The 24,580-nt window shown below is 59.5% G+C and carries 23 protein-coding genes and 1 pseudogene; 13 read left to right on the top strand and 11 right to left on the bottom strand.

All coding sequences use genetic code 11. The features are described from left to right. The first annotated feature begins 81 nt into the window (after nt 1–81). From ACKJSM_RS25945 to ligD, 3 genes are read left to right on the top strand one after another with little or no spacing between them, the layout of a single operon-like run. Entirely contained in the window at nt 82–1,458 is a 1,377-nt protein-coding gene (locus tag ACKJSM_RS25945) for an iron-containing redox enzyme family protein (RefSeq protein ID WP_410239253.1), read from the top strand. 11 nt (nt 1,459–1,469) lie between these two features. After that, nucleotides 1,470–2,423 carry a methyltransferase gene (locus ACKJSM_RS25940; RefSeq protein WP_236181725.1) on the top strand — a complete coding sequence of 318 codons (954 nt, stop codon included), beginning with the start codon at nt 1,470–1,472 and terminating at the stop codon, nt 2,421–2,423. Nucleotides 2,424–2,440: 17 nt separating this feature from the next. Then, nucleotides 2,441–4,987 carry a DNA ligase D gene (ligD, locus tag ACKJSM_RS25935; protein WP_410239252.1) on the top strand — a complete coding sequence of 849 codons (2,547 nt, stop codon included), beginning with the start codon at nt 2,441–2,443 and terminating at the stop codon, nt 4,985–4,987. On the opposite strand, the gene ACKJSM_RS25930 is transcribed toward ligD, so the two are convergent. After that, complete coding sequence (locus tag ACKJSM_RS25930; protein ID WP_410239251.1) at nt 4,988–5,392, bottom strand: hypothetical protein; 405 nt, start codon at nt 5,390–5,392, stop codon at nt 4,988–4,990. Nucleotides 5,393–5,506: 114 nt separating this feature from the next. Continuing rightward, complete coding sequence (locus tag ACKJSM_RS25925) at nt 5,507–5,821, bottom strand: DUF2388 domain-containing protein (RefSeq protein ID WP_236181723.1); 315 nt, start codon at nt 5,819–5,821, stop codon at nt 5,507–5,509. A gap of 247 nt (nt 5,822–6,068) precedes the next feature. On the opposite strand from ACKJSM_RS25925, the pseudogene ACKJSM_RS25920 reads away from it, so the two are divergent. The 3 genes and pseudogenes from ACKJSM_RS25920 to mqo all read left to right on the top strand — a co-directional run. Continuing rightward, nucleotides 6,069–6,824 (top strand): annotated as a pseudogene (locus ACKJSM_RS25920) (MCP four helix bundle domain-containing protein); the annotation flags it as partial. Beyond that, nucleotides 6,819–7,682, top strand: a complete 864-nt coding sequence (locus ACKJSM_RS25915; protein WP_410239262.1) for a methyl-accepting chemotaxis protein — start codon at nt 6,819–6,821, stop codon at nt 7,680–7,682. The pseudogene ACKJSM_RS25920 and the gene ACKJSM_RS25915, both read left to right, overlap by 6 nt. A 491-nt stretch (nt 7,683–8,173) precedes the next feature. Continuing rightward, complete coding sequence (mqo, locus tag ACKJSM_RS25910; protein WP_236181721.1) at nt 8,174–9,823, top strand: malate dehydrogenase (quinone); 1,650 nt, start codon at nt 8,174–8,176, stop codon at nt 9,821–9,823. Nucleotides 9,824–9,890: 67 nt separating this feature from the next. On the opposite strand, the gene ACKJSM_RS25905 is transcribed toward mqo, so the two are convergent. From ACKJSM_RS25905 to ACKJSM_RS25895, 3 genes are all read right to left on the bottom strand, one after another. Further along, the gene (locus ACKJSM_RS25905; protein ID WP_236181720.1) at nt 9,891–10,319 is read right to left on the bottom strand and encodes a nuclear transport factor 2 family protein; all 429 of its coding nucleotides are present in this window, start codon (nt 10,317–10,319) and stop codon (nt 9,891–9,893) included. A gap of 403 nt (nt 10,320–10,722) precedes the next feature. Beyond that, a complete protein-coding gene (locus tag ACKJSM_RS25900; RefSeq protein WP_410239250.1) occupies nt 10,723–11,595 on the bottom strand; it encodes a CAP domain-containing protein in 873 nt (290 codons plus the stop codon). 130 nt (nt 11,596–11,725) lie between these two features. Then, a complete protein-coding gene (locus ACKJSM_RS25895; protein ID WP_236181718.1) occupies nt 11,726–12,496 on the bottom strand; it encodes an alpha/beta hydrolase in 771 nt (256 codons plus the stop codon). Nucleotides 12,497–12,608: 112 nt separating this feature from the next. On the opposite strand from ACKJSM_RS25895, the gene ACKJSM_RS25890 reads away from it, so the two are divergent. After that, nucleotides 12,609–13,553 (top strand): aldo/keto reductase, encoded by a 945-nt coding sequence (locus ACKJSM_RS25890; RefSeq protein ID WP_410239249.1) that lies wholly within the window; start codon nt 12,609–12,611, stop codon nt 13,551–13,553. A 55-nt stretch (nt 13,554–13,608) separates the two neighbouring features. On the opposite strand, the gene paoC is transcribed toward ACKJSM_RS25890, so the two are convergent. Genes paoC through paoA form a run of 3 tightly spaced genes read right to left on the bottom strand, consistent with a single transcriptional unit; the run spans nt 13,609 to nt 17,398 of the window. Then, entirely contained in the window at nt 13,609–15,807 is a 2,199-nt protein-coding gene (gene paoC / locus ACKJSM_RS25885; protein WP_410239248.1) for an aldehyde oxidoreductase molybdenum-binding subunit PaoC, read from the bottom strand. Then, nucleotides 15,804–16,760, bottom strand: coding sequence for an FAD binding domain-containing protein (locus ACKJSM_RS25880; RefSeq protein WP_236181715.1), 957 nt, complete (start codon nt 16,758–16,760; stop codon nt 15,804–15,806). The genes paoC and ACKJSM_RS25880 overlap by 4 nt, the downstream gene beginning before the upstream one ends. Next, nucleotides 16,757–17,398: an aldehyde dehydrogenase iron-sulfur subunit PaoA gene (paoA, locus tag ACKJSM_RS25875; RefSeq protein ID WP_410239247.1), complete on the bottom strand. Its 642-nt coding sequence runs from the start codon at nt 17,396–17,398 to the stop codon at nt 16,757–16,759. The genes ACKJSM_RS25880 and paoA overlap by 4 nt, the downstream gene beginning before the upstream one ends. Before the next feature lie 334 nt (nt 17,399–17,732). Here paoA and ACKJSM_RS25870 point away from each other — a divergent pair, with 334 nt between their 5' ends. Beyond that, nucleotides 17,733–17,939, top strand: coding sequence for a hypothetical protein (locus ACKJSM_RS25870; RefSeq protein ID WP_236181713.1), 207 nt, complete (start codon nt 17,733–17,735; stop codon nt 17,937–17,939). Nucleotides 17,940–17,982: 43 nt separating this feature from the next. Here ACKJSM_RS25870 and ACKJSM_RS25865 read toward each other — a convergent pair whose 3' ends face one another. Together ACKJSM_RS25865 and ACKJSM_RS25860 are read right to left on the bottom strand one after the other, a co-directional pair. Continuing rightward, entirely contained in the window at nt 17,983–18,255 is a 273-nt protein-coding gene (locus ACKJSM_RS25865) for a hypothetical protein (RefSeq protein WP_410239246.1), read from the bottom strand. Between the two features lie 192 nt (nt 18,256–18,447). Then, nucleotides 18,448–19,071 carry a glutathione S-transferase family protein gene (locus tag ACKJSM_RS25860; RefSeq protein WP_236181711.1) on the bottom strand — a complete coding sequence of 208 codons (624 nt, stop codon included), beginning with the start codon at nt 19,069–19,071 and terminating at the stop codon, nt 18,448–18,450. A 364-nt stretch (nt 19,072–19,435) separates the two neighbouring features. On the opposite strand from ACKJSM_RS25860, the gene ACKJSM_RS25855 reads away from it, so the two are divergent. Next, entirely contained in the window at nt 19,436–20,215 is a 780-nt protein-coding gene (locus ACKJSM_RS25855; protein WP_236181771.1) for a PhzF family phenazine biosynthesis protein, read from the top strand. Between the two features lie 96 nt (nt 20,216–20,311). On the opposite strand, the gene ACKJSM_RS25850 is transcribed toward ACKJSM_RS25855, so the two are convergent. Beyond that, a complete protein-coding gene (locus ACKJSM_RS25850; protein ID WP_236181710.1) occupies nt 20,312–21,025 on the bottom strand; it encodes an autoinducer binding domain-containing protein in 714 nt (237 codons plus the stop codon). A gap of 118 nt (nt 21,026–21,143) precedes the next feature. Here ACKJSM_RS25850 and ACKJSM_RS25845 point away from each other — a divergent pair, with 118 nt between their 5' ends. From ACKJSM_RS25845 to ACKJSM_RS25830, 4 genes are all read left to right on the top strand, one after another. Continuing rightward, entirely contained in the window at nt 21,144–21,533 is a 390-nt protein-coding gene (locus tag ACKJSM_RS25845) for a DUF4902 domain-containing protein (protein WP_410239245.1), read from the top strand. A gap of 415 nt (nt 21,534–21,948) precedes the next feature. Then, entirely contained in the window at nt 21,949–22,569 is a 621-nt protein-coding gene (locus tag ACKJSM_RS25840; RefSeq protein WP_410239244.1) for an acyl-homoserine-lactone synthase, read from the top strand. Nucleotides 22,570–22,613: 44 nt separating this feature from the next. Next, nucleotides 22,614–23,390 carry a sterol desaturase family protein gene (locus ACKJSM_RS25835; RefSeq protein ID WP_410239243.1) on the top strand — a complete coding sequence of 259 codons (777 nt, stop codon included), beginning with the start codon at nt 22,614–22,616 and terminating at the stop codon, nt 23,388–23,390. A 5-nt stretch (nt 23,391–23,395) separates the two neighbouring features. After that, nucleotides 23,396–24,568: a hypothetical protein gene (locus ACKJSM_RS25830; RefSeq protein WP_410239242.1), complete on the top strand. Its 1,173-nt coding sequence runs from the start codon at nt 23,396–23,398 to the stop codon at nt 24,566–24,568. The last annotated feature ends 12 nt before the right edge of the window (nt 24,569–24,580 follow it).

Here is a 24,580-nt window from a genome sequence, read left to right as displayed (position 1 = left end):
TGAATTTTCGGCAGGCGCCGCCTCTCTGCTGCATTAGAGGCGAGTGACTGAGCGTCCTGCCAATCGATCGAGAATATTGCCATGACTGTCCTGACTCACCTGCAAGCGACGCCTGCCCAATCGCACCCCCTCGACTCCCTGGGTGAGTGGCGGCGTATCCATGAAGCACTTTTTTTCGACGAAGATCCGCAGCCGCTGGCGCGGGCCTTCCTGGAACACCAACTGCTGCAAGCTGCGCAGTTGAAGGATGAACTGCCATCGGACCCCGCGCAGTGGCATGCCTGGGTGGCCGAACACTGCGCCGATGTCGCCCGGCAATACGCCGACTACCTGCAACAACGCAAGGCGGGAGGAGCGCGGCAGTTTTTCAGTTGCAAGGCTCATGCGCTGTATTTCCTGCAAGCGGTGGCGCCGACCAAACGGGTCGATGGCGCCTGGCTCTACGGCTTGCTGGGCCAATGGCGCGATCCGCGCTTCAGCAGTCTGATCAGCACTTATCTGGAAGAACTGGGCGAGGGCAACCCGGCGCAGAATCACGTGGTGATCTACCGGCAATTGCTCGCCGAACAGGGCCTCGAGCCCAGCAGTCCACTGCCCGACGAACGCTACCTGCAAGGCGCGCTGCAATTGGCCCTGGGGGCCTGCGGCATGGATTTTCTGCCGGAGGTGATCGGTTACAACCTTGGCTACGAACAGCTGCCCTTGCACCTGTTGATCAGCAGTTACGAGCTCAGTGAACTGGGGATCGATCCGTACTATTTCACCCTGCACGTGACCATCGACAATGCCAGTACCGGCCATGCGCAAAAAGCCGTTCAGGCCGTTCTGGATCTGCTGCCCCTGGAGGCCGACCGCAGCGATTTCCTGCGCCGGGTATCGCTGGGCTATCGGCTCAATGACCTGGGGCAGGGCAGCCGCGCAATCATCGAGGGGTTCGATCTGGAGCTCGAACTGTTGGCGATGCTTGAACGCAAGTGTCCGTTCGCTCAACACATGCACTCCGACTATTGCCGCTTTGAAGGCAAGACCGTCAATCAGTGGCTGGCCGATCCGCAGCAGTTGCCCGGGTTCCTGCAAGCCATGCAGGACAAGGGCTGGATCAAGCGCCACGAAGATCCACAGGGCAGCCGTTTCTGGCAATTGATCGATGGCGATGGTGCGGCGATGTTCGGCGTATTCAGCGCCTATGAAAAGCAACTGGTGCACGACTGGATTGCCGGTGACTGGATTTCGGCGGACAAACCCGTCGCGTTCCGTCGCCGCCCCTCAGGCCCTGCGCCGATCGAGGTGCCCGAACAAGACCCCGATGTGCAGCGCCTGAATGCTGCCCTGCAAGGGCAGGACGCTCACACCCAATTCGCAACATTGATTCCCTGGCTTGCGCCGGCCCGGCACGCGCATCCGGCCGGGCTGCTCGCCACTCGCCATTTCATCCAACTCAAATCCGGCCTGCGTTAAGGAAGTCATCAATGAATCAGGAAGAACAACTGTCCGCCAACGATCGGGTGCTGCTGCAACTGGGGCGGCGCCTGCAGGCCGATGGCTATCGTTTCATCACCCCGACGCCGCTGACCCACCAACGGGTCAACCAGCGCGACGAAGGGCAGGCCGCCGATGGCCTGCGGGAGGTGTTCGGGTGGTCGCGCCCGTTCGAACCGGGCCTTCTGTCTGCCGATGAACAGCGACAATTGCAGGACGCCCACGTGATTGATGCGTTCGACGGGCGCTTGAAGAGCCGGGTGCGCTGGTCGAGCCTGGATGATTTGCTGTTCGTGCATTCGGGGTTTCCCACCGATGCTGCCGATTCGGTGTTCTTCGGCCCGGACACCTATCGTTTCGCTCAACTGATCCACAGCCATTTGCAGCAGAACTTTGCGCCCATTCACCGGGCGGTGGACATCGGTTGTGGCGCCGGCGTCGGCGCGATTCTGATTGGCCGTGCCCGGCGAGACGCGCAAGTGCTGGCGGTGGATATCAACCCCGCTGCGCTGCGCCTGACCACGATCAACGCGGCGCTGGCTGAAGTGGCCAACGTCGAGGTGCGCACCAGTGATGTATTGCAAGGCGTGGACGGTGAGTTCGATCTGATCGTCGCCAACCCGCCTTACATGGCCGATCCGGCCGGGCGAGCTTACCGCCATGGCGGTGGGACGCTGGGGGCGGGGCTGTCGTTACGCATTGTCGAACAGGCGCTCAACCACCTGACGCCCGGCGGCTCGCTGCTGCTGTACACCGGCGTGGCGATGGTCGATGGCCGCGATCCTTTCCTCGACACGGTATTGCCACGGCTGGATGAAAAACGCTTCGGCTGGACCTACCGCGAACTCGATCCCGATGTGTTCGGCGAAGAGTTGTTGAACCCCGGCTATCAGCGCGTCGACCGGATTGCCGTGGTGGCGCTGACGGTGACTCGAACAGGCTGAAACAAGGCAGGTGCAGGATGAGCAGGAATCTCGACGACTACAACCGGATGCGCGACTTCTCGGCGACCTCGGAGCCGGCGGCCGACCACCGTCGGGGCCAGAAGCCCGGCGGTGAGCAGGCGTTGCAATTTTGCATCCAGAAGCATGACGCCTCGCACCTGCATTATGACTTTCGCCTGGAGCTCGACGGCGCGCTCAAGAGCTGGGCGGTGCCCAAGGGGCCGTCGCTGGATCCCAAGGTCAAGCGGCTGGCGGTGCACGTCGAGGATCACCCGCTGGACTACGCGACGTTCGAGGGCAGCATTCCCGAAGGGCACTACGGTGCCGGCGATGTGATCGTGTGGGATCGCGGCGTGTGGATTCCGCGGGAAGACCCAGAGAAAGCCTATGCCAAGGGCAAACTCAAATTCGAACTGCGCGGCGAGAAACTCGCCGGGGTGTGGAATCTGGTGCGCACCCACATGCCGGGCAAGAAAGAGCAATGGTTTCTGATCAAGCATCAGGACAGCGCCGCACGCCCGCAAAGCGATTACGACGTGCTGGTCGCCGAGCCTGACAGCGTGCTCAGCGAGCGCACCATCGTCGACAAACCCCGGCTCAGTGCGAAGCAGGTCAAACCCCTTCAAGGCCCGGCAAAAGCACCGCGCAAGCTGGCCTCGGGCAAACTCACCGGGGCGCACAAGGCCAATATTCCCGCGCAGCTCAAACCGCAACTGGCCACCCTGGTGGAGAGTGCTCCGGAGGGTGATTGGCAATACGAAATCAAGTTCGACGGCTATCGGATCATGGCGCGCATCGATCAGGATGAGGTGCAGTTGTTCACCCGCAATGGCCATGACTGGACGCACAAGTTGCCGAAACAGGCTCAGGCCCTGGCGGCGCTGGGCCTGGAATCGGCGTGGCTGGATGGTGAGATGGTCGTCGCCGATGCGGACGGCGTGCCGGATTTTCAGGCCCTGCAAAACGCGTTCGATTCGGGACGCAGCGAAAACATCGTCTATTACCTGTTCGATCTGCCGTATCTGAACGGTGTCGATCTGCGCGAGGTGCCCGTGGAGGAGCGGCGTGCAGCGCTGGCCACGGTGCTGAAAACCCATCAAGACTCGCTGCTGCGTTTTTCCGAGGCGTTTGATGCAACCCCGCAGGCGTTGCTCAACAGCGCCTGCCAGATGCGCATGGAAGGCCTGATCGGTAAACGCCTTGGCTCGCCTTACGTGTCGCGCCGCAGCAGCGACTGGATCAAGCTCAAGTGCAAGCATCGCCAGGAGTTCGTGATCGTCGGCTATACCGATCCGAAAGGTGCGCGCAGTGCGTTCGGCGCGTTGCTGTTGGGGCTGCATGATCGTGACCGCGGCGAGTTGCGGTACGCGGGCAAGGTCGGCACCGGATTCAATGAATCCACCCTCAAGAGCCTCCTTGCACAGCTCAAGCCGTTGCGGGTCAAGAAGCCGGCGGTGGTCAATCCGCCCACGGGGTTCGAGGCCAAGGGTGTGCACTGGCTCAAACCGAGTCTGCTGGCGGAAGTGGCGTTCGCCGAAATGACCCAGGACGGCTCGGTGCGTCACGCCGTGTTCCATGGCTTGCGCGAGGACAAACCGGCCAAGGACATCACCGAGGAGCGCGCCAAACCCATGAAGACTTCAAAGGCTGAATCGACCGCGCCGTCCCAATCCGGCCTGGCCGACGGCAAAGTGCGGATCACCCATCCCGACCGGGTGATCGACGCCGGCAGTGGCACCACCAAAATGCAGCTGGCCGAGTATTACGCCGGTGTCGCCGAGTGGATTCTGCCGCAACTCAAGGATCGCCCGGTGGCCTTGGTGCGCGCACCCGAGGGTATCGCTGGTGAGCTGTTCTTCCAGAAGAACGCCGAGCACTTGGCGATCCCCGGCATCCGCACGCTCGACAAAGACCTGACCGGCCAGCCGGTGATGCTGATCAACAACGCCGAAGCCTTGATCGGCGCGGTGCAGATGAGCACGGTCGAACTGCACACCTGGAACGCCACCATCACCGATCTGGACAAGCCTGATCGCTTCGTCCTCGATCTCGACCCGGACCCGGCGCTGCCGTGGAAAAGCATGGTCGAAGCCACGGCGCTGACCCTGACCGTGCTCGATGAGCTGGGCCTCAAGGCGTTCCTCAAGACCAGCGGCGGCAAGGGCATTCATCTGGTGGTGCCCCTGATCCGCAAGCATGGCTGGGACGAGGTCAAGGATTTCAGCCACGCCATCGTCACGCACATGGCGAAATTGTTGCCGGAGCGTTTTTCTGCGGTGTCCGGGCCGAAAAACCGTGTGGGGCGGATCTTCATCGATTACCTGCGCAACGGGCTGGGCGCCACTACCATTTGTGCCTACGCGGCGCGTACCCGCGAAGGGTTGCCGGTGTCGGTGCCGCTGTTTCGGGAAGAGGTCGGCGAGATCAAAGGCGCCGATCAATGGAACGTGCGCAACGTTCACGAACGGCTGGCGGAAGTGGGGGATGAACCGTGGGCGGCCATGAGGAAAACCCGGCAGAGCATTACGGCCGAGATGCGCAAGCGGGTGGGCATGAAGAAATGATCAGGTGCCGCGCAGCAAGTCGTGGGCGTTGAGCAGGTCGAAGGCGACTTGCGGATTGTTTTCCAGACCCCGGCGGATGGCGGCCGGGATGGTCTTGCGGGTTTTGCGGCAAAGCCCTGGACGCTCTTCGACTTCGATCTCGATGCCGCCGCGCACGGTCCGCACTTCACCGAACTTCGGTGCGATCAGCACACGAATGCCTAGCTGATCGAACATCTTGCCTTGCAGCCGCTCGAGGTCGGCGAGGTCTTTGAGGTTTTCCAGACGCTCGAGCAGACGCTTTTCCTCCTCGCGGGTCAGCAGCAGGATGCGCACATCCGCGCCGGGCGTATCCAGCAGCGGATCACGCCCGCAGATGCACAGACCCGGCGGGCAAGGGGAGCGAAGCGAGGCGGAAATCGTCATGGCCTCCATCATAGAGGCCGTTCGACGGTTTTGCCCATGGTCATTCGCCAGCCGTCCATCGGCAGGGCGTAACGGTGGCAAATCCGTCAGCCACCATCATCGAACGTGCCGTGGTTACTGCGACAAGCCTTCGTAGTGAACCAGGATGGCATTGGCCAGCTCTTCATCGCTGGCGTTGAGGCCAGGATTGTCCTGACGCACCTGCTGCAGTACCGATTCCAGGTACACACCACGGATTGTTCCGCCACTGGCGACGAATGCCGACAGGTCGTCACGGGCCGGAATCACCATTTTGTGATCCTTGAACGTGGAATACAGCGAGGCGGAAACGCCGGCCGAAGTGGCGACATCCCCCGCATCCACGCGGGCGAGAGCCGAACCGAAAGGCAGGCACAGCACAAGAGACGAAACCAGTAATAAACGACGCATGACGGTGTTCCTCCAGCAGCGTAAAGCGAAAAGGAAGTACCACATAATGTGAGAGGTGTCGGCGGGCACGGGAGTTCCATAAGTCGGGTCAGGCGGTAGGGGATGGAATGAGAACCGTCGCACAGTGCCGCATTTTTACCGGATGTAACGACACACTCTGCGACGCTCTAACGCGGCGAATTCACGCAAATAGGCTTAACTGAAGCGTTGAAAGGCGCCGTGTGGCGCGACCAGGGAGGAAATCACGGTGTCGATCAAACTGCGTTTGGTGTTGCTGATTGCGACCAGCCTGCTGACGGCGCTGATCGTGAGCCTGGTCAGTTATGTGGGCAATCAGCGGATGGCTTCGGCGGTCAGTGACAACGCGGTGAGCATGAGCGCGCTGCGCAATCACATGGAAGCCGACATGATGCACGACGCCCTGCGCGCCGACGTGTATTCGGCGATGCTGGTCGGGCCGGGCAAGAGCACCAGTTCAGCCGACGAGGTGCGCAGTTCGGTTGACGAGCATGCGGCGCATTTTCGCGAGGTGCTGGGTGAAAACCTCAAGTTGCCGGTAAATCCGACGATCAAGTCCGCGCTCGAGCAGATCAAGCCAAGCCTCGACACCTACATCAGCGCCGGCGAGCAGATCGTCGGTCTTGCACTGGAAGATCCGGACAGCGCCCAGCAGCATCTCGGGACGTTCGGCACGGCGTTCAGCCAGCTCGAAGAACAGATGGCCGCCCTCAGCGAGCTGATCGAAACCAATACCCGGCAGACCAGCGAAGGCACCGAAGCGGCGATCCACAATGCCAATATCGCGCTCGGTATCGTATTGATCGCCAGTCTGTTGTTGCTGTTGGCTCAAGGTCGCTGGGTGATCCTGAGCATCATGGGGCCGCTGAAGTCCGCCAGCCGCATTGCCGAAAGCATCGCCCACGGCAACCTCAGCGAGCCGATCGTCGAACCGTCCGGCAAGGACGAAGCCAGTGCGCTGATCCGCACGCTGGCGACCATGCAACGCGACCTGCGAAACATGATCGGTGTGGTGCGAAGCAACGCCCACGGCGTCAGTGGCATGAGTGAACAATTGAGCCACGGCTGCCATCAGGTGGCTGACAGCAGCCAGCAGCAAAGCACCGCCGCCGGGACCATGGCCGCTGCCGCGAGTCAGATGACCGCCAGCATCGAGGAAATCACCCGTCACGCCGAGCGGGCGTTGAACATGGCCAGCCAGGCCGAGTCACTGGCGAAAAACGGTGGGCAGGTGATCCATCAGGTGGTCAGCGACATGGACGACATTGCCCGATCCGCCCAGCAATCGGCGCAAGTGATCCGTACCCTGGATCAGGAATCCGAAGGCATCTTCAATATCATTCAGGTGATCAAAGGCATCGCCGACCAGACCAACCTGCTGGCGCTCAACGCGGCCATCGAGGCGGCCCGGGCGGGCGAGCAGGGCAGGGGCTTCGCGGTGGTGGCCGATGAGGTGCGCAGCCTGGCAGCACGTACCAGTGCGTCAACTCAGGAAATCGCCGCGATGGTCGCGCGCATCCAGAACAGCACCCGCGAGGCCGTCACCAGCATGGAGGCGGGCGTCGCCCAGGTTGACAAAGGCATGGCGGTCACCGCTGACGTCGAACGCGCCATCCGCGAAATCCTCGACGCCACCCTGAGCACCACGCAACTGGTCAACGACATCACCCGCACCATTGGCGAACAGAGTCAGGCGAGCAACGAGATTGCCCATCAGGTGGAGATGATCGCGGGCATGTCGGAGGGCAACAGCAAGGTGATCGGCGAGACGGCCAACACCACGGACGAGCTGTCGAGCCTGGCGGGGCGGCTGGCGCAGTCGGTGGATCGGTTCAGGTTGTGAGGGTTGTTGGATCGTGCAGTTGATGGGTGCCGGAACCCTATTTGTAACAAGTGAAAGACCGATTTCTGGATTGGCAGCGCTGGTCAAACGGCTGAAAGGCATAAGCCAGAGCCGCTGACGGGGGTCATGTTCGGCCGCTGGCAGCCGATAAGTCCTTGAACGGATAAAGACTATCGAGTCGGGAACAGACGCGCGGGTTTGCCATGACGTGATATTCTTCGCGCCACTTGGTTTGACCTAATTCAGTCTGGCGCGCTTTTCGGCGGGCCGGACAGAACCCCTGTCGCTCAAGTAGCTGAAGCCAATAATGATAAGAAGTCAGTTCAGAAGGGACATATAACTGAGGTCGACACTGCCTGTCGGCCTTGTGTGCCCACCCGTCAAAATTGAAGTGTGCCGGAACCCGCGACGCTGGCCTGAGTGTCGCGAAAAAGGGGACCTCATACGTACAACAGCGGCGGGCGGAAGGCGTTTTATCATAGGTGCAACAGATGTTTAAGAAAGTGAACACAGCCTTGCTGGGGCTGGCTTTGGCGATGGGGATGTCTTCCGCCAATGCCGAGGAAGCAAAGAAAGTCGACGTCCTGCTGATCGGCGGCGGCATCATGAGCACCACCCTGGGTGTGTGGATCAATGAGCTGGAACCGACCTGGTCGATGGAAATGGTCGAGCGCCTTGATGGCGTGGCGCTGGAAAGCTCCAACGGCTGGAATAACGCCGGTACCGGTCACTCCGCACTCGCCGAGTTGAACTACACCCCGGAAGACGACAAGGGCAATGTCACCATCCCTAAAGCCGTCGAGATCAACGAAGCGTTCCAGGTTTCCCGTCAGTTCTGGGCCTGGCAGGTTCGTCAAGGCGTCCTGAAGGACCCTCGTTCGTTCATCAACACCACTCCGCACATGAGCTTCGTGTGGGGCGATGACAACATCAAGTTCCTGAAAAAGCGCTACGAAGCCCTGCAAGCGAGCCCGCTGTTCGCCGGCATGCAGTACTCCGAAGACCCGGCTGTGATCAAGAAGTGGGTCCCGCTGATGATGGAAGGGCGTGACCCGAACCAGAAAATCGCGGCCACCTGGAGCCCGCTGGGCACCGACATGAACTTCGGCGAAATCACCCGCCAGTTCGCCGGTTACCTGCAGACCAAGCCTAACTTCAACTTGAAGCTGTCGAGCGAAGTGCAAGACATCACCAAGAATGCAGATGGCACCTGGCGCGTCAGCTACAAGAACCTGAAAGACGGCACCAAGACTGAAACCGACGCCAAGTTCGTGTTCATCGGCGCCGGCGGCGGTGCCCTGCACCTGCTGCAGAAGTCCGGTATCGAAGAAGCCAGGGAATACGCTGGCTTCCCGGTAGGCGGCTCGTTCCTGGTGACCGATAACCCGGCCATCACCGAACAGCACCTGGCCAAGGCCTACGGCAAAGCTTCGGTTGGCGCGCCTCCGATGTCCGTTCCGCACCTGGACACCCGTGTCCTGGACGGCAAGCGCGTCATCCTGTTTGGCCCGTTCGCGACGTTCAGCACCAAGTTCCTGAAAGAAGGTTCGTACCTGGACCTGCTGACCAGCACCACCACTCACAACATCTGGCCTATGACCAAGGTCGGCATCAAGGAATACCCGCTGGTCGAGTACCTGGCCGGTCAACTGATGCTGTCGGATGAAGACCGTCTGAACGCGCTGAAGGAATACTTCCCGAACGCCAAGGCCGAAGACTGGCGCCTGTGGCAAGCCGGCCAGCGCGTGCAAATCATCAAGCGTGATGAAGCCGCTGGCGGCGTGCTGAAACTGGGCACCGAAATCGTTGCTTCCAAAGACGGCTCCATCGCCGGTCTGCTGGGCGCATCCCCAGGCGCGTCGACCGCTGCACCGATCATGCTGAGCGTGCTGCAGAAAGTCTTCAAAGACAAAGTCGCCAGCCCTGAGTGGCAAGCCAAGCTGCACCAGATCGTTCCAAGCTACGGCACCCAGCTGAACAACGATCCAGCCAAAGTGGCTGAAGAGTGGGCTTACACCGCCAAGATCCTGCAACTGCCAACCCCTCCGGTCATTGGCCAGGTTGCAGCTCCAGCGGCGGACGCCTCGGCTGAAAAAGCCCCGGCGCCGAAAGAAAGCGCTGCACGTGACATGGCTCTGTAATCCAGACGCCTGACACACAAAGCCCACTGAACCGGTGACGGTCAGTGGGCTTTTTTGTGTCCGGAATTCAGGCCTTGGCGGCCGCCAGATAGGCGCCAAGCCGCCGTCCCATCTCTTCACCCAACGCCTGCAACCCGCTGAGCGGCCGCACCATCACCTCGAACTCGACGATCTTGCCCTGTTCATCGAACCGGATCATGTCGATGCCCTTGAGCTCTTTCGCCCCCACTTTGGCGCTGAACTCCAGCACCACATTCAGGCCATCGGCCGTCACCAGTTCACGGTGGTATTTGAAGTCTTCAAACACCTCGAACACGGTATTGAGGATCATCGCGACCACCGGTGCGCCGGGGTAGGGGGTGTGGGCCATGGGCGAGCGGAACACCGCCTTGGGATCGAGCAGCTCGGGCAGAGCCTTGAGGTTGCCGGTGCGGATCATCTCGTGCCAGCGGTTCAGGGATACGGCGGCGTTGGGGTGCAGGTTCAAGTCGGACATGGTTTCACTCCTGTAATTTTTGTTGTTCTTTGCGCGGCGCCCATGACTCTAGATCAAAGCGGCGCAATGGGAACCCTCTGTACCGATCTGAATGTCGACCCATGCGCCAGCCCAATTCATCTGATCCGCTTTTTCCTGTCGAATCTGCATCTGTAACCATCTCAGCCAAGCGCCCAAAATAGCCCTGCCGTTCGGCCATACGCGACGCGCTTCATTCCGGAGCGCCCGGTGCGCCGGACATTCAGTATTCAGGAGGCCTTCATGGCTAAGATGGCGATTTTCCTCGGCGGCTTTCTTGTGTTGACCATCATGATCGGCGTCCTTGCCACGATTTCTCCGGTCTGACGATCCGACATCGAGTTGCGGCATACAGCGCTTTTCGACGTTTTCGGAAGGAACCGGATCAAGGCGCCCCGAACAGCATCGTCCAGTAAACCCCTTCATCACTGCGCGCCTCGCTCGCAAACCCCGCGCCGACCTGGGTGAACATCGGGTTCATCAGGTTGGCGCAGTGTCCGGGGCTGGCCAGCCAGCCGGCCATGGCCTTGCCCGGTGAGCTTTGCCCGGCGGCGATGTTTTCGCCGATCTGCCGGCCACGGTAGCCGGCCGCCCGGGCGCGATCTGCCGGGCCGTCGCCGTCCGGGTCGCGGTGGGCGAAATAGTTGCCGTAGGCCATGGCCTTACTGTGGCCCTGAGCGGCGGCGCCGAGTGCCGGGTTCCAGCGCAGGGGCCGGGCGGCGGCGAAGCGCTGGCGGCCGCACATGCGCGGACGGGCGCGGGCGGCGTTGACCTCGGCGAGCAAGGCCTTGCCGACGCTGCGGTTGTCGCCGATGCGGCTGTCGAGCACCGGCCGGGCCAGCACCACTTGCCATTCATTGCGGGCGCGGCTGATGCCGATGTCGGCGTATTGACCGTCGAGCAATGCGCCGCAGTAATCGTCTTGCAGCCTATCGAACGCCTCTTCGGCATCCTGCGCGCCGACGATCCGGATGCTGCGCACCGCCACGGCGGCATAGCCGGAATCTTTCAAGCGTTCGCGCAATCCACCGCCGTAGCCGTAGCCATAGCCGACCGGCAACGCCAGGTTCGACTTCAGCGTCAGCGGCGCCAGCCGTTGGGCCGGGCGTCGGTCACACCGTTGCGGATGGGCGCGGTAGTCGTTGATGGCGGCCACCAGTTGCCGCTCGGCGCCGGCGTGGGCAGAGGGGGCGAGCAGGGGAGAAAGGATCAACAGGCACAGCGAAACGAAGCGAGACGAACGAACGGCGTGGCGCATGGGACGCAAAGCTCTGAACAAAGACATGGCTGAAGGAAAGTGAACCGCAGAACGCGGCGCGGGTAGGACTGGCCTTTTTGCACTTGGTTCACGAGGCGGCGCCGGGTTTCTACGGCTGCCGACGAAGTGCTCAGCGATTCAATACGTCCTGCATCCATTGCAGATATTGCGGCCGTTCGGAAATCGAATTGTGTGCCGAATCCGCCACCACTCTGAGCGTGGCCACACCGTCGGGAAAACGGTGCAGCAAGCGCTCGGTGCTGGCCCGTGGAATCACCTCGTCATCGCTCGCCGCCAGCAACAGCGTCGGCACACGGATGTGCGTCGCGTACTGGCCGGACTGGAAACGATCCTTGAGCAACCACTGCACCGGCACCCACGGGTACTGCCGGGCGGCGATTTCTTCGAGGCTGTTGTAGGGCGTGACCAGAATCAGCCGTTCCACCGGCCGTTGACTGGCCAGCCGCACCGCAACTCCGGAACCGAGGCTACGCCCCAGCAGCGCAATCTGCGGATGGCTGGCATACACCTGATCGAACAGCGCCAGCGCATCCTCGGCAATCGCCGCTTCGGAGGGCGAGCCGCCGCTGCCGCCAAATCCCCGGTAGTGCAGCAAATACAACGAATAGTCAGGAAACGCCGCGGAAAACTCCGGCAGATTGCGCGAAACGTCCTCGGCATTGCCGCCGAAATAGATCAGCGCTCGGGGCCCGGCGCGCTCGCGCACCGTCACGCGGATCTCGGCGTCGGGCATGGCCAGCGTCATCCGTGTGTCCGGAGAATCCAGACTGGCGGGCTGAGGAAAATAGATCAGCGCCCGCTGAAACACGAACAGCGCCGCGCATAGGATCAGGTACACGGCAACAATCGATGCGACGACTGACAACAGGGTTCTGGACATTCGACTAACGTTAACCGGGCGCGCAGGTTGGCTGTCGCAGTGTAGACCAACGGTTTCGTTGGGCGGCATCAAAACACAAGGTGCAACAGATCCACAGGGCAAGGGCGCCAGCATGAACCACACTGAGGGATATTCCCGCCGCCGGTTGCTGACACTGGCAGCCGGGGTGTCAGCGGTTTTCACCTTTGACCGGGCGCTGGCCGCCATTACGTCGCCGAACGCCACAGGAGCCCAGACCATGCAGACCCGCGCCATCCCTTCGAGCTCCGAGCCACTGCCGCTGGTGGGGTTGGGCACTTACCGCGGTTTCGACGTCGCCCCTGGCGATCCGGTCTACAAGCAATTGCCGGCGGTGCTCGGCGAGTTGTTCAAAAAGGGCGGCACGGTGATCGACAGCTCGCCCATGTACGGCCGCGCCGAGCAAACCACCGGTGAATTGCTGTCGATCCACGAGCCACGCTCACCGGCGTTCCTGGCAACCAAGGTCTGGACCCGAGGCCGCGAGGAGGGCATCGCGCAGATGGAGCAGTCGTTCAGCCTGCTGCGCACCGAACGTATCGACCTGATGCAGATCCACAACCTTCTGGACTGGCAAACCCACCTGCCGACCCTGCGCGACTGGAAAGAGCAGGGCCGCATCCGCTACATCGGCATCACCCACTACACGCCATCGGCCTATGACGAAGTCGAAGCGGTGCTCAAGGCCGAGCCGCTGGATTTCCTGCAAATCAACTACGCCCTGGATGATCGCAGGGTCGAGAAGCGCATCCTGCCGCTGTGCCGCGAACGCGGGGTGGCGGTGATCTGCAACCGGCCGTTCGGCGGCGGCGACCTGCTCGCACGGCTCAAGGGCAAACCGCTGCCGGGCTGGGCGGCGCAAGTCGGGGCCAGAAGCTGGCCGCAACTGGCACTGAAGTTTCTGCTGGCGCATCCGGCGGTGACTTGTGTGATTCCCGGCACCAGCAACCCGTTGTACATGGCCGACAATGCCGGCGCCGGGTTCGGGCTAATGCTGACCGATGCGCAGCGTCAGCAGTTGGTTGCGTTGGTGGGTTAGTCATCGCCCGGGAGTGAGTCGCGCACTCGCCCCCCATGCTAGTGCGCGACCGGTATCAGATCATCGGCGGCAGTGCATCCAGAATCTTGTCCAGGGTAATCGGATACTCCCGCACCCGTGCGCCCGTGGCGTTATAGATCGCATTCGCCACTGCCGCACTCACTCCGCAAATCCCCAGTTCACCGACCCCCTTGGCTTTCATCGGCGATGAGATCGGGTCGGTTTCATCGAGGAAAATCACCTCCTGATGCGGGATGTCGGCATGCACCGGCACTTCGTAGCCGGCCAGGTCATGGTTGACGAAAAAGCCCTGGCGTTTGTCCACCGCGAGCTCTTCCATCAAGGCCGCGCCTACACCCATGGTCATCGCGCCGATCACCTGGCTGCGGGCTGATTTCGGATTGAGAATCCGCCCGGCGGCGCACACCGCGAGCATGCGCCGCACGCGGACTTCGCCGGTGGCGGCATCGACGGCGACTTCGACGAAGTGCGCGCCGAAGGTCGATTGCTGGTACTGCTTGGCGAGGTCGGCGAATTCGATGCTGTCCTCGACTTCGATCGCGGCGTGTTGCGCGGCGTCACGCAGCGGCACGTTCTGGCTGCCCAGCCGCACGTGGCCGTCGACAAACTGCGCTTCACCCGCGTTCATGCCCAGTTTGGTCACGACCGCTTCGCGCAGTTTCATGCACGCCGCGTAGACCCCGGCGGTTGAGCAGTTGGCGCCGAACTGGCCGCCGGAGCCGGCTGACACCGGGAAATTCGAATCGCCGAGTCGCACCACCACATCGTCCAGGCTGACCCCCATCATTTCCGCTGCAGTCTGGCCAATGATGGTGTAGCTGCCGGTGCCAATGTCGGTCATGTCGGTTTCAACGGTGATCTTGCCGTCGCGCTCCAGTCGTACCCGTGCGCCGGACTTCACCAGCAGGTTGTTGCGAATCGCCGCCGCGACGCCCATGCCGATCAGCCAGCGACCTTCGCGACGGCTGCCGGGCGTCGCATTGCGCTTATCCCAGCCAAAACGCTCGGCGCCGGTTTGCAGGCATTCGATCAGACGCCGCTGGGAGAACGGTCGTTCGGTTTTCACCGGATCGACCTGGGTGTCGTTGAGGATGCGGAACTGGATCGGATCGAGTTTGAGTTGTTCGGCCATCTCGTCCATGGCGATTTCCAGTGCCATCAGCCCCGGCGTTTCACCGGGGGCGCGCATGGCGTTGCCCTCCGGCAGATCCAGCGGTGCCAGGCGCATGGTCACCAAACGATTTTCTGCGGCGTAGAGCAACTGACTCGGCTGCGCAGCAACCTCGACCTTGCCGTCGGCGAGGTTGCCCGACCAGCCTTCATGGGCGATGGCGGTAAGTTTGCCGTCAACCGTGGCGCCCATGCGAATCCGCTGAATGGTGGCGGGACGGTGGGTGGTGTTGTTGGCGATCTGCGGACGGGCGAGGGCGACCTTCACTGGACGGTTCGCCAGCCGTGCACCCAGAGCGGCGAGGATCGCGTCGGCGCGAATGAACAGCTTGCCGCCGAAACCGCCGCCAATGTACGGCGAGATCAGCCGCACGTTTTCCTTGGGCAGGCCGAGGGTGGCGGCGATGTCGCCGACGCTCCAGGCGATCATCTGGTTGGAGGTCCAGAGCGTCACGTGATCGCCTTTCCACGCGGCGAGTGTCGCGTGGGGCTCCATCATCGCGTGGGACTGATCCGGCGTGGTGTAGGTCTGGTCGAACTGCACGGGCGCGGCGGCGAAGGCGGTGGCGAAATCGCCGTGCTTGACGTCCGGCAGATCGTCTTTTGGCTCCACGCCCTGGTCGCGCACGCTGGCCAGATCAAATTGACCTGTGTCTTGCGCGTATTCGACGTTGACCAATTGCGCAGCGGCCCGTGCCTGTTCGAACGTCTCGGCGACCACCAGCGCCACGGCCTGGTGATAGTGCTGCACTTGCGGCCCGGCCAGCAGGTGCGCAGCGTTGTATTGGCCTTTGCCGAGCTTGCCGACATTGGCGGCGGTGACGATGGTCAGCACGCCCGGCGCGGCGCGGGCGGCCTCCAGATCGATGCGGGTGATGCGCCCCTTGGCAATGGCCGAACCGACCATCACGCCATAGGCCTGATTCTTCACCGCTTCATGTTGCTCGTAGGCATAAGGCGCCTGGCCGCTGGTTTTCAGCGGGCCTTCGATGCGGTCGGTGGGCTTGCCGATGACGTTCAACTGGTCAATCGGGTTGGTCGTGGCGGGCGTGTCGAATTTCATGCTTCGTCCCTCGCTTGGGCCAGCACCGAGGCAATCGTGCGCTCGACCAATGTCACTTTGAACTGGTTGTCAGCAGTGGGCGTGGCGCCGTCGAGCAGGCGCGCGCTGACGGCCTTCGCGCCTTGCGGCAGCAGCGCTTCCGCCGCTTCGACCCGCCAGGGTTTCGGCGCGATGCCACCGACGGCGATGCGGCCGCTGCCATCCTTCTGCAGGATCAGGCCGACGGAGACCAGCGCGAAGGCGTAAGACGAGCGGTCGCGCACCTTGTGATAGACATGGGTGCCGCCCACCGGTGCCGGCAGGGTGACGGCGGTCATCAGCTCGCCCGGCGTCAGACAGGTTTCGACATTCGGCGTGGTGCCGGGCAATTGATGGAAATCCGCCATGGCGATGCGTCGAGTGCTGCCGTCGGCCTTGATCGTTTCGACCTGGGCATCCAGCGCCCGCATCGCAATTGCCATGTCACTCGGATGGGTCGCAATGCAGGCGTCGCTGACGCCGATGATGCCGAGTTGCCGACTGACACCGCCAATCGCCGCGCAACCACTGCCGGGATTGCGTTTATTGCAAGCCTGATTCGTGTCGTAGAAATACGGGCAGCGCGTGCGCTGGAGCAGATTGCCGGCGGTGGTTGCCATGTTGCGCAACTGGCCCGAGGCACCGGCGAGCAAGGCGCGGGACAGTAGCGCGTAGTCTTTGCGGACGCGGTTGTCAGCGGCCAGGTCGGTGTTGCGCACCCGTGCGCCGATGCGCAGGCCGCCATCGTCGGTCGCTTCGATCTGGTCGAGGCCCAAGTGATTGATGTCAATCAGGTGCTGCGGCGTTTCGATGTCGAGCTTCATCAAGTCCAGCAGGTTGGTACCGCCAGCGATGAAGCGCGCACCTTCGAGTTGTGCGGCTTGAGCGGCGGCTGCGGCAGGGGAGTCGGCGCGGCTGTAATTGAACGCTCTCATGCTGGCACCTGCGCGACTTCGCTGATGGCTTCGATGATGTTCGAGTAGGCCCCGCAGCGGCAGATGTTGCCGCTCATGCGTTCCTGCAATTCGCTGGCGATCAGTTGCGGCGCTTCGGTAAGGCTGGCGCTGGCGTGGCTGGGGATGCCGTCGCGGATTTCCTGAAGCACCGCCACCGCCGAGCAGATCTGCCCCGGCGTGCAGTAGCCGCATTGATAGCCGTCATGCTTGATGAACGCGGCCTGCATCGGGTGCAGGTGGTCTGGCATGCCGAGGCCTTCGATGGTGGTGACGTTGGCGCCGTCCTGCATCACCGCCAGGGTCAGGCATGAATTGATTCGCCGACCGTCGACAATCACCGTGCAGGCGCCGCACTGGCCGTGGTCACAGCCCTTTTTGCTGCCGGTCAGGTGCAGGTGTTCGCGCAGCGCATCGAGCAGGGTGGTGCGGGTGTCCATCTCCAGCGTCTGCGGTTTGCCGTTGACTTCAATGGTCACTTTGGCCATGGCCGGTTGCTCCAGGCTGGCCGCGTAGGCCTTGAGGCTGATGAAAGGGGGCATCGCGAACGCGGTTGCGGTCACGGCACCGAGAATCAGGAAACGGCGTCGGGATATCGCCAACGGCGGATGGTCGTTCATGGCTGGGCTTCCTCTTGTCAGGTCGGCAGGTCGCAAATGACTCGCTCGGGCACGCCGGCGTGGTCGCCAGTCTCGTACTGTTCTAGGAGTGACCGCAGGGGGGAGGAAAAGGTTTTGTCGGATTTCGCCCTGTTGTCGTCCCGGACAGAGCCATCAGTCGGCCACTGGAGGGACGGGCCGAACGCGAAAGAAAGGGCGATGAACGGTCATTGGTGGCCAGTGAATCAAAGCCTGTTTCCCCGGTCGTATCTGCGGCAGCGCGCACCGTGCCTCTTCGCTGCGGGCTGCGCTGACCATTTCCGTCGTCAAGACCTTGGTTTTAGGGAAATTCTGAATGATGCGTGCAACAAGCCTGCTGCTGACCGTTTCCGCCGCTGTACTGCTGGGCGGCTGTGTGGCGGATTTCGATGATGACCATCGCCATGGCCGGCATTATGACCGCGACCATGGCCGTTACTACGATCATGACCGACGCTGGGACGACCGCGACTACGACCGCCGCGACGGGCGTCGTTATCATCGCGACCGGGATGATGACTGATTGAAACGAAGAGGGCGTTCCCTTGCGGGAACGCCCTCTGGCATTAAAAATGAGCGCTCGCCCGGACGCTGGATCGCGCAGGCACGGAGGCCTCGATGTCCAGCAAATGGGTGGCGAGAATGTCGCTCAGAAAACGGAACTGATCGTTGAGGCCGACCACTTCATTGCTGAAATGATTGCTGGCGGCAGGCATCAACAGCGCTTCGAAGGCTTCGTCGAACACCAGCGCCCGGGTCTTGCGCGACACGGGATGCTGATCGTAGTAGTTGCTGCCGAAGACCGGGAAACTCACGGCGAGGGTGACAGTACTGATCATGATGTGAACTCCTCGTGGTGTGTGTTTCGGATGGGTCAATCGTGCCTTTGGCGAGCGGTCGGCGGAAGGCAATCGTCGCAATGGTGAATATCGACGGGATTGATGGTTGGACCGGCGCAGCCCTGACCAGCGGATAGACGGTGCACTGCGCGCACCGTTACCTCATGCGCGACCAGCGCTGCGCTTTTTGGCTCAGGGTGTGCCGTTTCTGCCGAATGCACGGAAGCCCGGACGCGAGTTCAAGCGGTCGTAGTACGCACTGACTGCCGGCAAGTCCGGGTGCGGCAGGGGGGTCTCGAACCAACGGTTCACTGACAGCCCGATCGGTATGTCCGCCAGCGAAAACGCGTCGCCGCTGACGTAGGCGCCTGTCCTCTGGAGCTGTTGCTCAAGGATTGCCATGTGCGCTGCCCATTGATGAACACCTTGCTGTAAAGCATCGGTGTCTTGATGGGCTGCACTCTTGCGCACCAGTGACATGAATGCATAACCCCAGGACTTGTTAAGGTCGGTAGCCTGCCAGTCGATCCATTGGTCGATTCGCGCCCGATGTCGGGGGGACGAGGGGTAAAGGTGCAACGCGTTGTCGCGGTTTGCCAGGTAGCGAATGATCGTATTCGACTCCCACAGTACAAAACCCTCATCGTTGATCACCGGCACCATTGCGTTGGGATTCAATGCGATGAATTCGGGGGTGTGCGTATCCCGGAAACCTGATCCCCAGTCTTCACGTTCAATGGCAATCTTTAGCTCTGCGCAGGTCCAGAGTACCTTGCGGACATTGATCGATGACGCCTTGCCCAATACCTTTAGCATTTTATCTCCCTGTCGTGAGCGATCTGGCTGAGGCCGTATGATGCCACTGGCCATAAGGTTAAACGAGTGCGGCGGTTAAAATCCGGATTGTTTAAATATATCGGTTGTCGGGATTGCACGGTGTGCTTATAACGTTAACCAGCGTCTGACCGTGATAGCGGGTTTCCTTGAGGAAGTTAGTGTTGAGGCCAGGAGTGGTGGCTGTTTTTTGATGTTTGTTTAATGTTTTGTTCCCTGCCCGAATGGGCGGGTGTACATCATTGAGGCAAACGGTTTAAATTTTGGTTTCGTGTATTCGTTAAAGTTGCAAGTGAGGCGGTACTTATTATTGCCGTCAATGGTGTTTATTGCAGGAGTGGTATTGATGCAGATCCCTATTTTTCAAGTGGATGCCTTTGCTTCTCGACCTTTTGATGGAAACCCCGCAGCGGTTTGCCCATTGAACGAATGGTTGCCGGACGAAAAGTTATATGCGATCGCTGCTGAAAATAACCTGTCGGAAACAGCATTCTTCGTTAAACAGGGTGATCTCTATGAGTTGAGGTGGTTCACGCCTCAGGTAGAAGTTGACTTGTGCGGTCATGCCACATTGGCGGCGGCGTGGGTCATCTTTAACAGGCTTGGAGACGACGCCAGAGTGTTACGGTTTTCGACGCGCAGCGGCGAACTTCGAGTGCGGCGTGACGGTGCGGGATTGACGATGGATTTTCCGGCGAAGGTGCCGGTGAGTTGCGAGCCTCCGCCCGCGTTATTGCCAGCGCTTGGCTTGACCACGGCGGACGTTCTGGCCACTGACGACTATATTGTCGTGGTTTCAGATGAGGCAGTTGTCGAGCGGCTGTCCCCGGACTTCGCCGCACTCAAGGGGCTGCCCAAGCGGGGTGTCGTGGTGACCGCCGCAAGTCAGTCGTTTGATTTTGTTTCGCGTTGGTTCGGTCCGAATGTAGGAGTAAACGAAGACCCTGTCACCGGTTCGGCTCACACCTCTCTCGCGCCTTACTGGGCGCACGCGCTGGATAAACAGGTGCTGAGCGCGCAACAGGGGGGAACTCGCAAGGGGCAGTTGCGCTGCGAGTTGGCTGGAGATCGGGTGTTGATCAGCGGTGAGTCAGTGCTCTACATGGTCGGAGAAATAACCGTTTAGCGCTGATGCGCGATATGCCGCCGGAAAGTGCCGTGGGCGCAGATGCCGGCGGCCTGACGATTTCTCTGCGCTGTATTCGATATCGAGTGGACAGACTCAATGGAGCATTCCCAAGGCATAAGCTTTCATGGCGGCCTCCACCTTATTGCTGGAATGCAGCTTGCGCATGGCGTTGACCAGATGAAACTTCACGGTCCGTTCGTCTATGGACAATATCAGCCCGGTCTCGCAATAGGTTTTACCCGTCGCCGACCATTTCAACGTTTCTACCTCCCTGGCTGTCAATGAAGCACCCACTTCCGGAATGTATTCACTCGCAATGAAATTGAGCATGGTGGAATGCGCCAGATGCGTGATCCAGGTGAGCTTGCCTTCTTTTTCATTCAGCTCCAGCAGTGATACAGGAGTCGCGGACCTGACCATCGAGAGCATGCCGATGGTGTCATGTTTGGCGCGTGAAGGCGTACACCAGCCATGGGAAAGTTGATAGTGCCTGGCGTCCTCCCAGAAATGTGGATCGTCCTTGAAGGTGTCAGCCGACCAGCACAGGGGGCGATTCTGAGTCAGACCATGCTTGACGGTGGGGTCTACGCTGAAATAGTTTTCCCTCTTGTATGCGTCTTCCCATTGGGGAGAGTAGTTGGAAGATAAGTGAAATTTCGGGCTGGAAATGGGTAGGGGGAAGCGTATGCCGAAAGAAAATTGATCAAACTCGAAGGAGCGAACAACGGAATCAAGCAGCGTGAGCAATCCTTCCTTGGATGTAACGTTCATGAACAGAGATAAATAGTGCTCGCGCCAATCAGTCATCTTGCGTGCCAGAGTTTTAAGTGTGAAGGGGAGTGTCCAGGTGTTGGGTTGTTGATGCCGTGATGCGGATAAATCCATCAAGGCAATAAAAAAACTATAAGTAATCAGGGTGATTCACATGCAGTCGTTAGCGCCCGATCAATTGATACGTCTGTCCTATGCCGAATTGAGTAGTGTGACTTTTCAGCCCTCGCTTACCTGGGTCGACACCTGTTTGACCGCCGAACTAAAAGAAATCGGACTGCCAGTGGCATGTGCCGGCTACAGTGAATGGGAATCTCACGACTTTGCACCAAAACTGAGCATTGGTTGGGCTTGGTTTAAAGCCAGTTTTTCCGGAAAAGTTTTTATAGCACCTGGCGGGATCAGCTGCAACATTATGTTACGTTCGACACGCGGTTATGATCTCGGTGCACACACCACTCAAGAAATGATTCTTCTATGGTTATCCGGCCAACCTCTGGAGCGAACTTTGCCCGAGAGTTTGACCCGCGAATACAGTGTGTGACCGGTAAAGGTGCAACCATGAATTTATTGGTGCAACCTATTGGATTAAGTTAATTCAGCGACCTATTCATGAAGTGAAATAAGAGGGCTGTCCCTAATTGGGATGAAAAGGTGCAACCCGCTGGCTCTGCGGTGCTCGCTGACTGCTCTATCCCGGCGCGCCTGGCATGCTGGCCGTGGCGGGTTAGATGTGCTCGCCAGTCCGGTCTTCAATGACCCGCATCAATATTCCTTTTCGAACTCGGTTTAAGATGGCGACTGTCATGCCCGCCCCAATCGATAGCGAACGCGGGCGCTGGCTGGGACGGCGGATCGGCTGTCTCGCCGTAAAGGTCGTTGTCGATTCCATGTCAGGCCCAGGCTGAACCCGTACGCCGGGAAGCTGCCCTTTTGGGCAGCTATTTTGTTCCGCACCCATGACTTCTAATTCAGGTAACTGGATTGGAAGCTGGTGCGGAATGTTAAATATAATAAATGGCAAATCTCAGCAACTTACTCCTGAGCTTATTTCTGGGCTCGGTCTCTTCCGCTATAAAATCTTTGTCGAAAAAATGGCGTGGCCTCTGCAATGCGAGCCCGGTCTTGAATATGACGAATTTGATCGTGAAGACACTCACTATGTAATTGCGCAGGACGGCAAGGGCCAAGTCTTTGGTTGCGCAAGATTGTTGTCGACCATGAGCGATTATTTGCTTGAGCAAGTTTTCCCGGAGTTGATGGGCGATATCCCACTTCCCAAATCACCCGATATCTGGGAACTTTCCCGTTTTGCCGTCGAGTCAGAAAGTTCCGAAACTTCGAGCGCAGGCCATTGGCTGGATACGTGCCGGCTGATGAAGCAGATTGTCGTGCTCGCCCATAAGCATAACGTCAAACGTCTGATCGCCTTTTCTGCGCTGGGTAACGAACGCTTGCTCAGGCGGATGGGAGTGGATGTTCATCGCGTATCTTCTGCGCAACTGATCGACGGCAAACCAGTATTGGCCTTCTGGATCGAAGTTAACGAAAAAACGATCAGCGCCTTGTCGGTTTATTAGGGCGTGAGCAGAGTGGTTACAAAACAAATGCTGAGGAATTCACCATGATTGTTTATCTGATAGGTGTGGCGTTGGCGGTGCTTGTGCTGGAACAAATTATTCCAGGATGGAAGTTGCCGAAAGTCAGCACCTGGTTTTTTCGATCCGTGACACTCAATGTTGTGCAGGTCGCCGTGGCGTTACTTGCTGGTGTTTCGTGGAACAAGTGGATGCAGGGCCATAGCCTGTTTCATCTTTCTGAAAGTTACAGCCCGTTGCTGGCAGGGTTTATTGCCTACTTTATCAATACATTCGTAACTTACTGGTGGCATCGTTGGCGTCACGCGAATAATTTCCTGTGGCGCCTTTTTCATCAAATGCATCACGCCCCACAGCGCATTGAAGTGTTTACCTCATTTTATAAGCATCCTACCGAGATGGTATTCAACTCGATGCTGGGTAGCGCTGTAGCCTACGTGTTGCTGGGCATTAGCGTGGAAGCCGGTGCGTTCTATGTGATGTTTGCTGCGTTGGGCGAAATGTTCTATCACTCCAACCTTCGTACACCGTACTGGCTGGGGTACTTTTTCCAGAGGCCCGAGATGCATCATGTTCATCACCAGCGTGATCGTCATGAATGCAACTATAGTGACTTCCCAATTTGGGACATGTTGTTCGGGACTTTTGAAAACCCCAAAGAAAATCTCCATCCCCAAGGATTTTCCGATAATAAAGAAAACCGGTTTGTCGACATTTTGCTATTCAAGGACGTCCACGAAGTACCTGTGAGTATGCGTGAGTCTATTCCTCAAACTATCGAGTCCGTTGCAAAGCGTGGGTGAGCGATATGTTTCTTGATATTGATTCGAGATTGAGTCGAGATCTGCTCAAGTGCATCAACTCGGGCATTCCGCATGACGCGCTGAATGTGCCGAAAGACCCGGAGTCGCTGATCGGAAAAATCGAAGATCTGCGCAGTCAGTATGTCGCGTTGCGCAAATCATTTGGTAACAAGACGCTTCCGGTCAGTAATTATCTGTTTTACATGATGCTCAAGGATAAGTATTCCGAGTTTGATTTCGAGTTGCGTAACAGCAGGGCGCGGGTCGTGACCAATATTCATGTGTTCAAATCCAAAGGGCGTATCCCTTCGATTGCCTCTTTGTTGCTTTCGGATAGTCACGTGGCGAAATCCACGCTTGAACTTAAATATGCGGCGGTGGAACACATTGGGTTATATGGCGCTGCACTGTCCCGGTTTGTGGTCGATGGCGGGTTGATGACACCGACAAGGCCGGCGGTTGAAGGGGCGGTTGCGCAGATCCATCGCTGTAAAACGACCGGCGAGCCTTTGACTGTCGTCAGTGCGGTATGCCCCGATTATTCGTATGACCTCACAGCTGACGGCAAACCTCGATACACCTTTACGCATGTGGGTGATCAGCCAGGTTTGGCGGGCACCAAATTGATCAACACCGATGAAGCCTTGACTGCCTTTTCGGCGGCGGCAGGCGTAACGGTGGAGCATCAGTTATTCGGTGGTGAGTTCGAATATATATCGTTCAACAGGAATGCCGGTTCATCCAGTGCGCGAGAGGTGTTTCTCGATAAGGTCAATCGGCAGTTGCAGACCATTGGCAATCAGTTGACGGCCCCTGCATCCGTTGGTTCTTTCTTCGAACTGTGTGGCACCGAGCAGGGCTGGCATGACCAGCATGCAGACATTCTGCAGCGGTTGCGCGCAGGCGACTATGGTCAGAGCGGTCTGAACCATGAACAGATGAAAGAGATATTCGAAGCCAGGCGCCCGCTGTATTCCAAGTGGTTTACGGGTCAGAGCGACGAATCAATCTGGAATAACTTCCTGTCGCAAGCTGCCGAGTATGCGCTGATGGGGAAAATATTTATCGACAGTTACAACAACTTTGTGGTCCTGGCTGTTGATCATTACAAGATGGAGCCGTTTTATTCCTTCTTTGGGCCGGTCGCTGTTTTGTATGTGAAAACGGATTATCTGTAGGCGATAGGAAAC

This window comes from Pseudomonas sp. PHC1 (assembly GCF_046487845.1).
Lineage (GTDB): Bacteria > Pseudomonadota > Gammaproteobacteria > Pseudomonadales > Pseudomonadaceae > Aquipseudomonas > Aquipseudomonas sputi.
Note: the sequence above shows the minus strand (reverse complement) of the source record. Positions and strands in the feature narration are given on the sequence as shown.

What these genes read in the sequence shown, in the direction of transcription:
- ACKJSM_RS25855 (WP_236181771.1), top strand. Translation starts at nt 19,436, where the DNA reads ATGCAGATCCCTATTTTTCAAGTGGATGCCTTTGCTTCTCGACCTTTT.
- ACKJSM_RS25900 (WP_410239250.1), bottom strand. Translation starts at nt 11,595, where the DNA reads ATGCGCCACGCCGTTCGTTCGTCTCGCTTCGTTTCGCTGTGCCTGTTG.
- ligD (WP_410239252.1), top strand. Translation starts at nt 2,441, where the DNA reads ATGAGCAGGAATCTCGACGACTACAACCGGATGCGCGACTTCTCGGCG.
- ACKJSM_RS25915 (WP_410239262.1), top strand. Translation starts at nt 6,819, where the DNA reads ATGCAACGCGACCTGCGAAACATGATCGGTGTGGTGCGAAGCAACGCC.
- ACKJSM_RS25905 (WP_236181720.1), bottom strand. Translation starts at nt 10,319, where the DNA reads ATGTCCGACTTGAACCTGCACCCCAACGCCGCCGTATCCCTGAACCGC.
- ACKJSM_RS25895 (WP_236181718.1), bottom strand. Translation starts at nt 12,496, where the DNA reads ATGTCCAGAACCCTGTTGTCAGTCGTCGCATCGATTGTTGCCGTGTAC.
- ACKJSM_RS25925 (WP_236181723.1), bottom strand. Translation starts at nt 5,821, where the DNA reads ATGCGTCGTTTATTACTGGTTTCGTCTCTTGTGCTGTGCCTGCCTTTC.
- paoC (WP_410239248.1), bottom strand. Translation starts at nt 15,807, where the DNA reads ATGAAATTCGACACGCCCGCCACGACCAACCCGATTGACCAGTTGAAC.
- ACKJSM_RS25835 (WP_410239243.1), top strand. Translation starts at nt 22,614, where the DNA reads ATGATTGTTTATCTGATAGGTGTGGCGTTGGCGGTGCTTGTGCTGGAA.
- ACKJSM_RS25890 (WP_410239249.1), top strand. Translation starts at nt 12,609, where the DNA reads ATGAACCACACTGAGGGATATTCCCGCCGCCGGTTGCTGACACTGGCA.
- ACKJSM_RS25860 (WP_236181711.1), bottom strand. Translation starts at nt 19,071, where the DNA reads ATGCTAAAGGTATTGGGCAAGGCGTCATCGATCAATGTCCGCAAGGTA.
- ACKJSM_RS25880 (WP_236181715.1), bottom strand. Translation starts at nt 16,760, where the DNA reads ATGAGAGCGTTCAATTACAGCCGCGCCGACTCCCCTGCCGCAGCCGCC.
- paoA (WP_410239247.1), bottom strand. Translation starts at nt 17,398, where the DNA reads ATGAACGACCATCCGCCGTTGGCGATATCCCGACGCCGTTTCCTGATT.
- ACKJSM_RS25940 (WP_236181725.1), top strand. Translation starts at nt 1,470, where the DNA reads ATGAATCAGGAAGAACAACTGTCCGCCAACGATCGGGTGCTGCTGCAA.
- ACKJSM_RS25865 (WP_410239246.1), bottom strand. Translation starts at nt 18,255, where the DNA reads ATGATCAGTACTGTCACCCTCGCCGTGAGTTTCCCGGTCTTCGGCAGC.
- ACKJSM_RS25830 (WP_410239242.1), top strand. Translation starts at nt 23,396, where the DNA reads ATGTTTCTTGATATTGATTCGAGATTGAGTCGAGATCTGCTCAAGTGC.
- ACKJSM_RS25870 (WP_236181713.1), top strand. Translation starts at nt 17,733, where the DNA reads ATGATGCGTGCAACAAGCCTGCTGCTGACCGTTTCCGCCGCTGTACTG.
- ACKJSM_RS25930 (WP_410239251.1), bottom strand. Translation starts at nt 5,392, where the DNA reads ATGACGATTTCCGCCTCGCTTCGCTCCCCTTGCCCGCCGGGTCTGTGC.
- ACKJSM_RS25945 (WP_410239253.1), top strand. Translation starts at nt 82, where the DNA reads ATGACTGTCCTGACTCACCTGCAAGCGACGCCTGCCCAATCGCACCCC.
- ACKJSM_RS25845 (WP_410239245.1), top strand. Translation starts at nt 21,144, where the DNA reads ATGCAGTCGTTAGCGCCCGATCAATTGATACGTCTGTCCTATGCCGAA.
- ACKJSM_RS25840 (WP_410239244.1), top strand. Translation starts at nt 21,949, where the DNA reads ATGACTTCTAATTCAGGTAACTGGATTGGAAGCTGGTGCGGAATGTTA.
- mqo (WP_236181721.1), top strand. Translation starts at nt 8,174, where the DNA reads ATGTTTAAGAAAGTGAACACAGCCTTGCTGGGGCTGGCTTTGGCGATG.
- ACKJSM_RS25850 (WP_236181710.1), bottom strand. Translation starts at nt 21,025, where the DNA reads ATGACTGATTGGCGCGAGCACTATTTATCTCTGTTCATGAACGTTACA.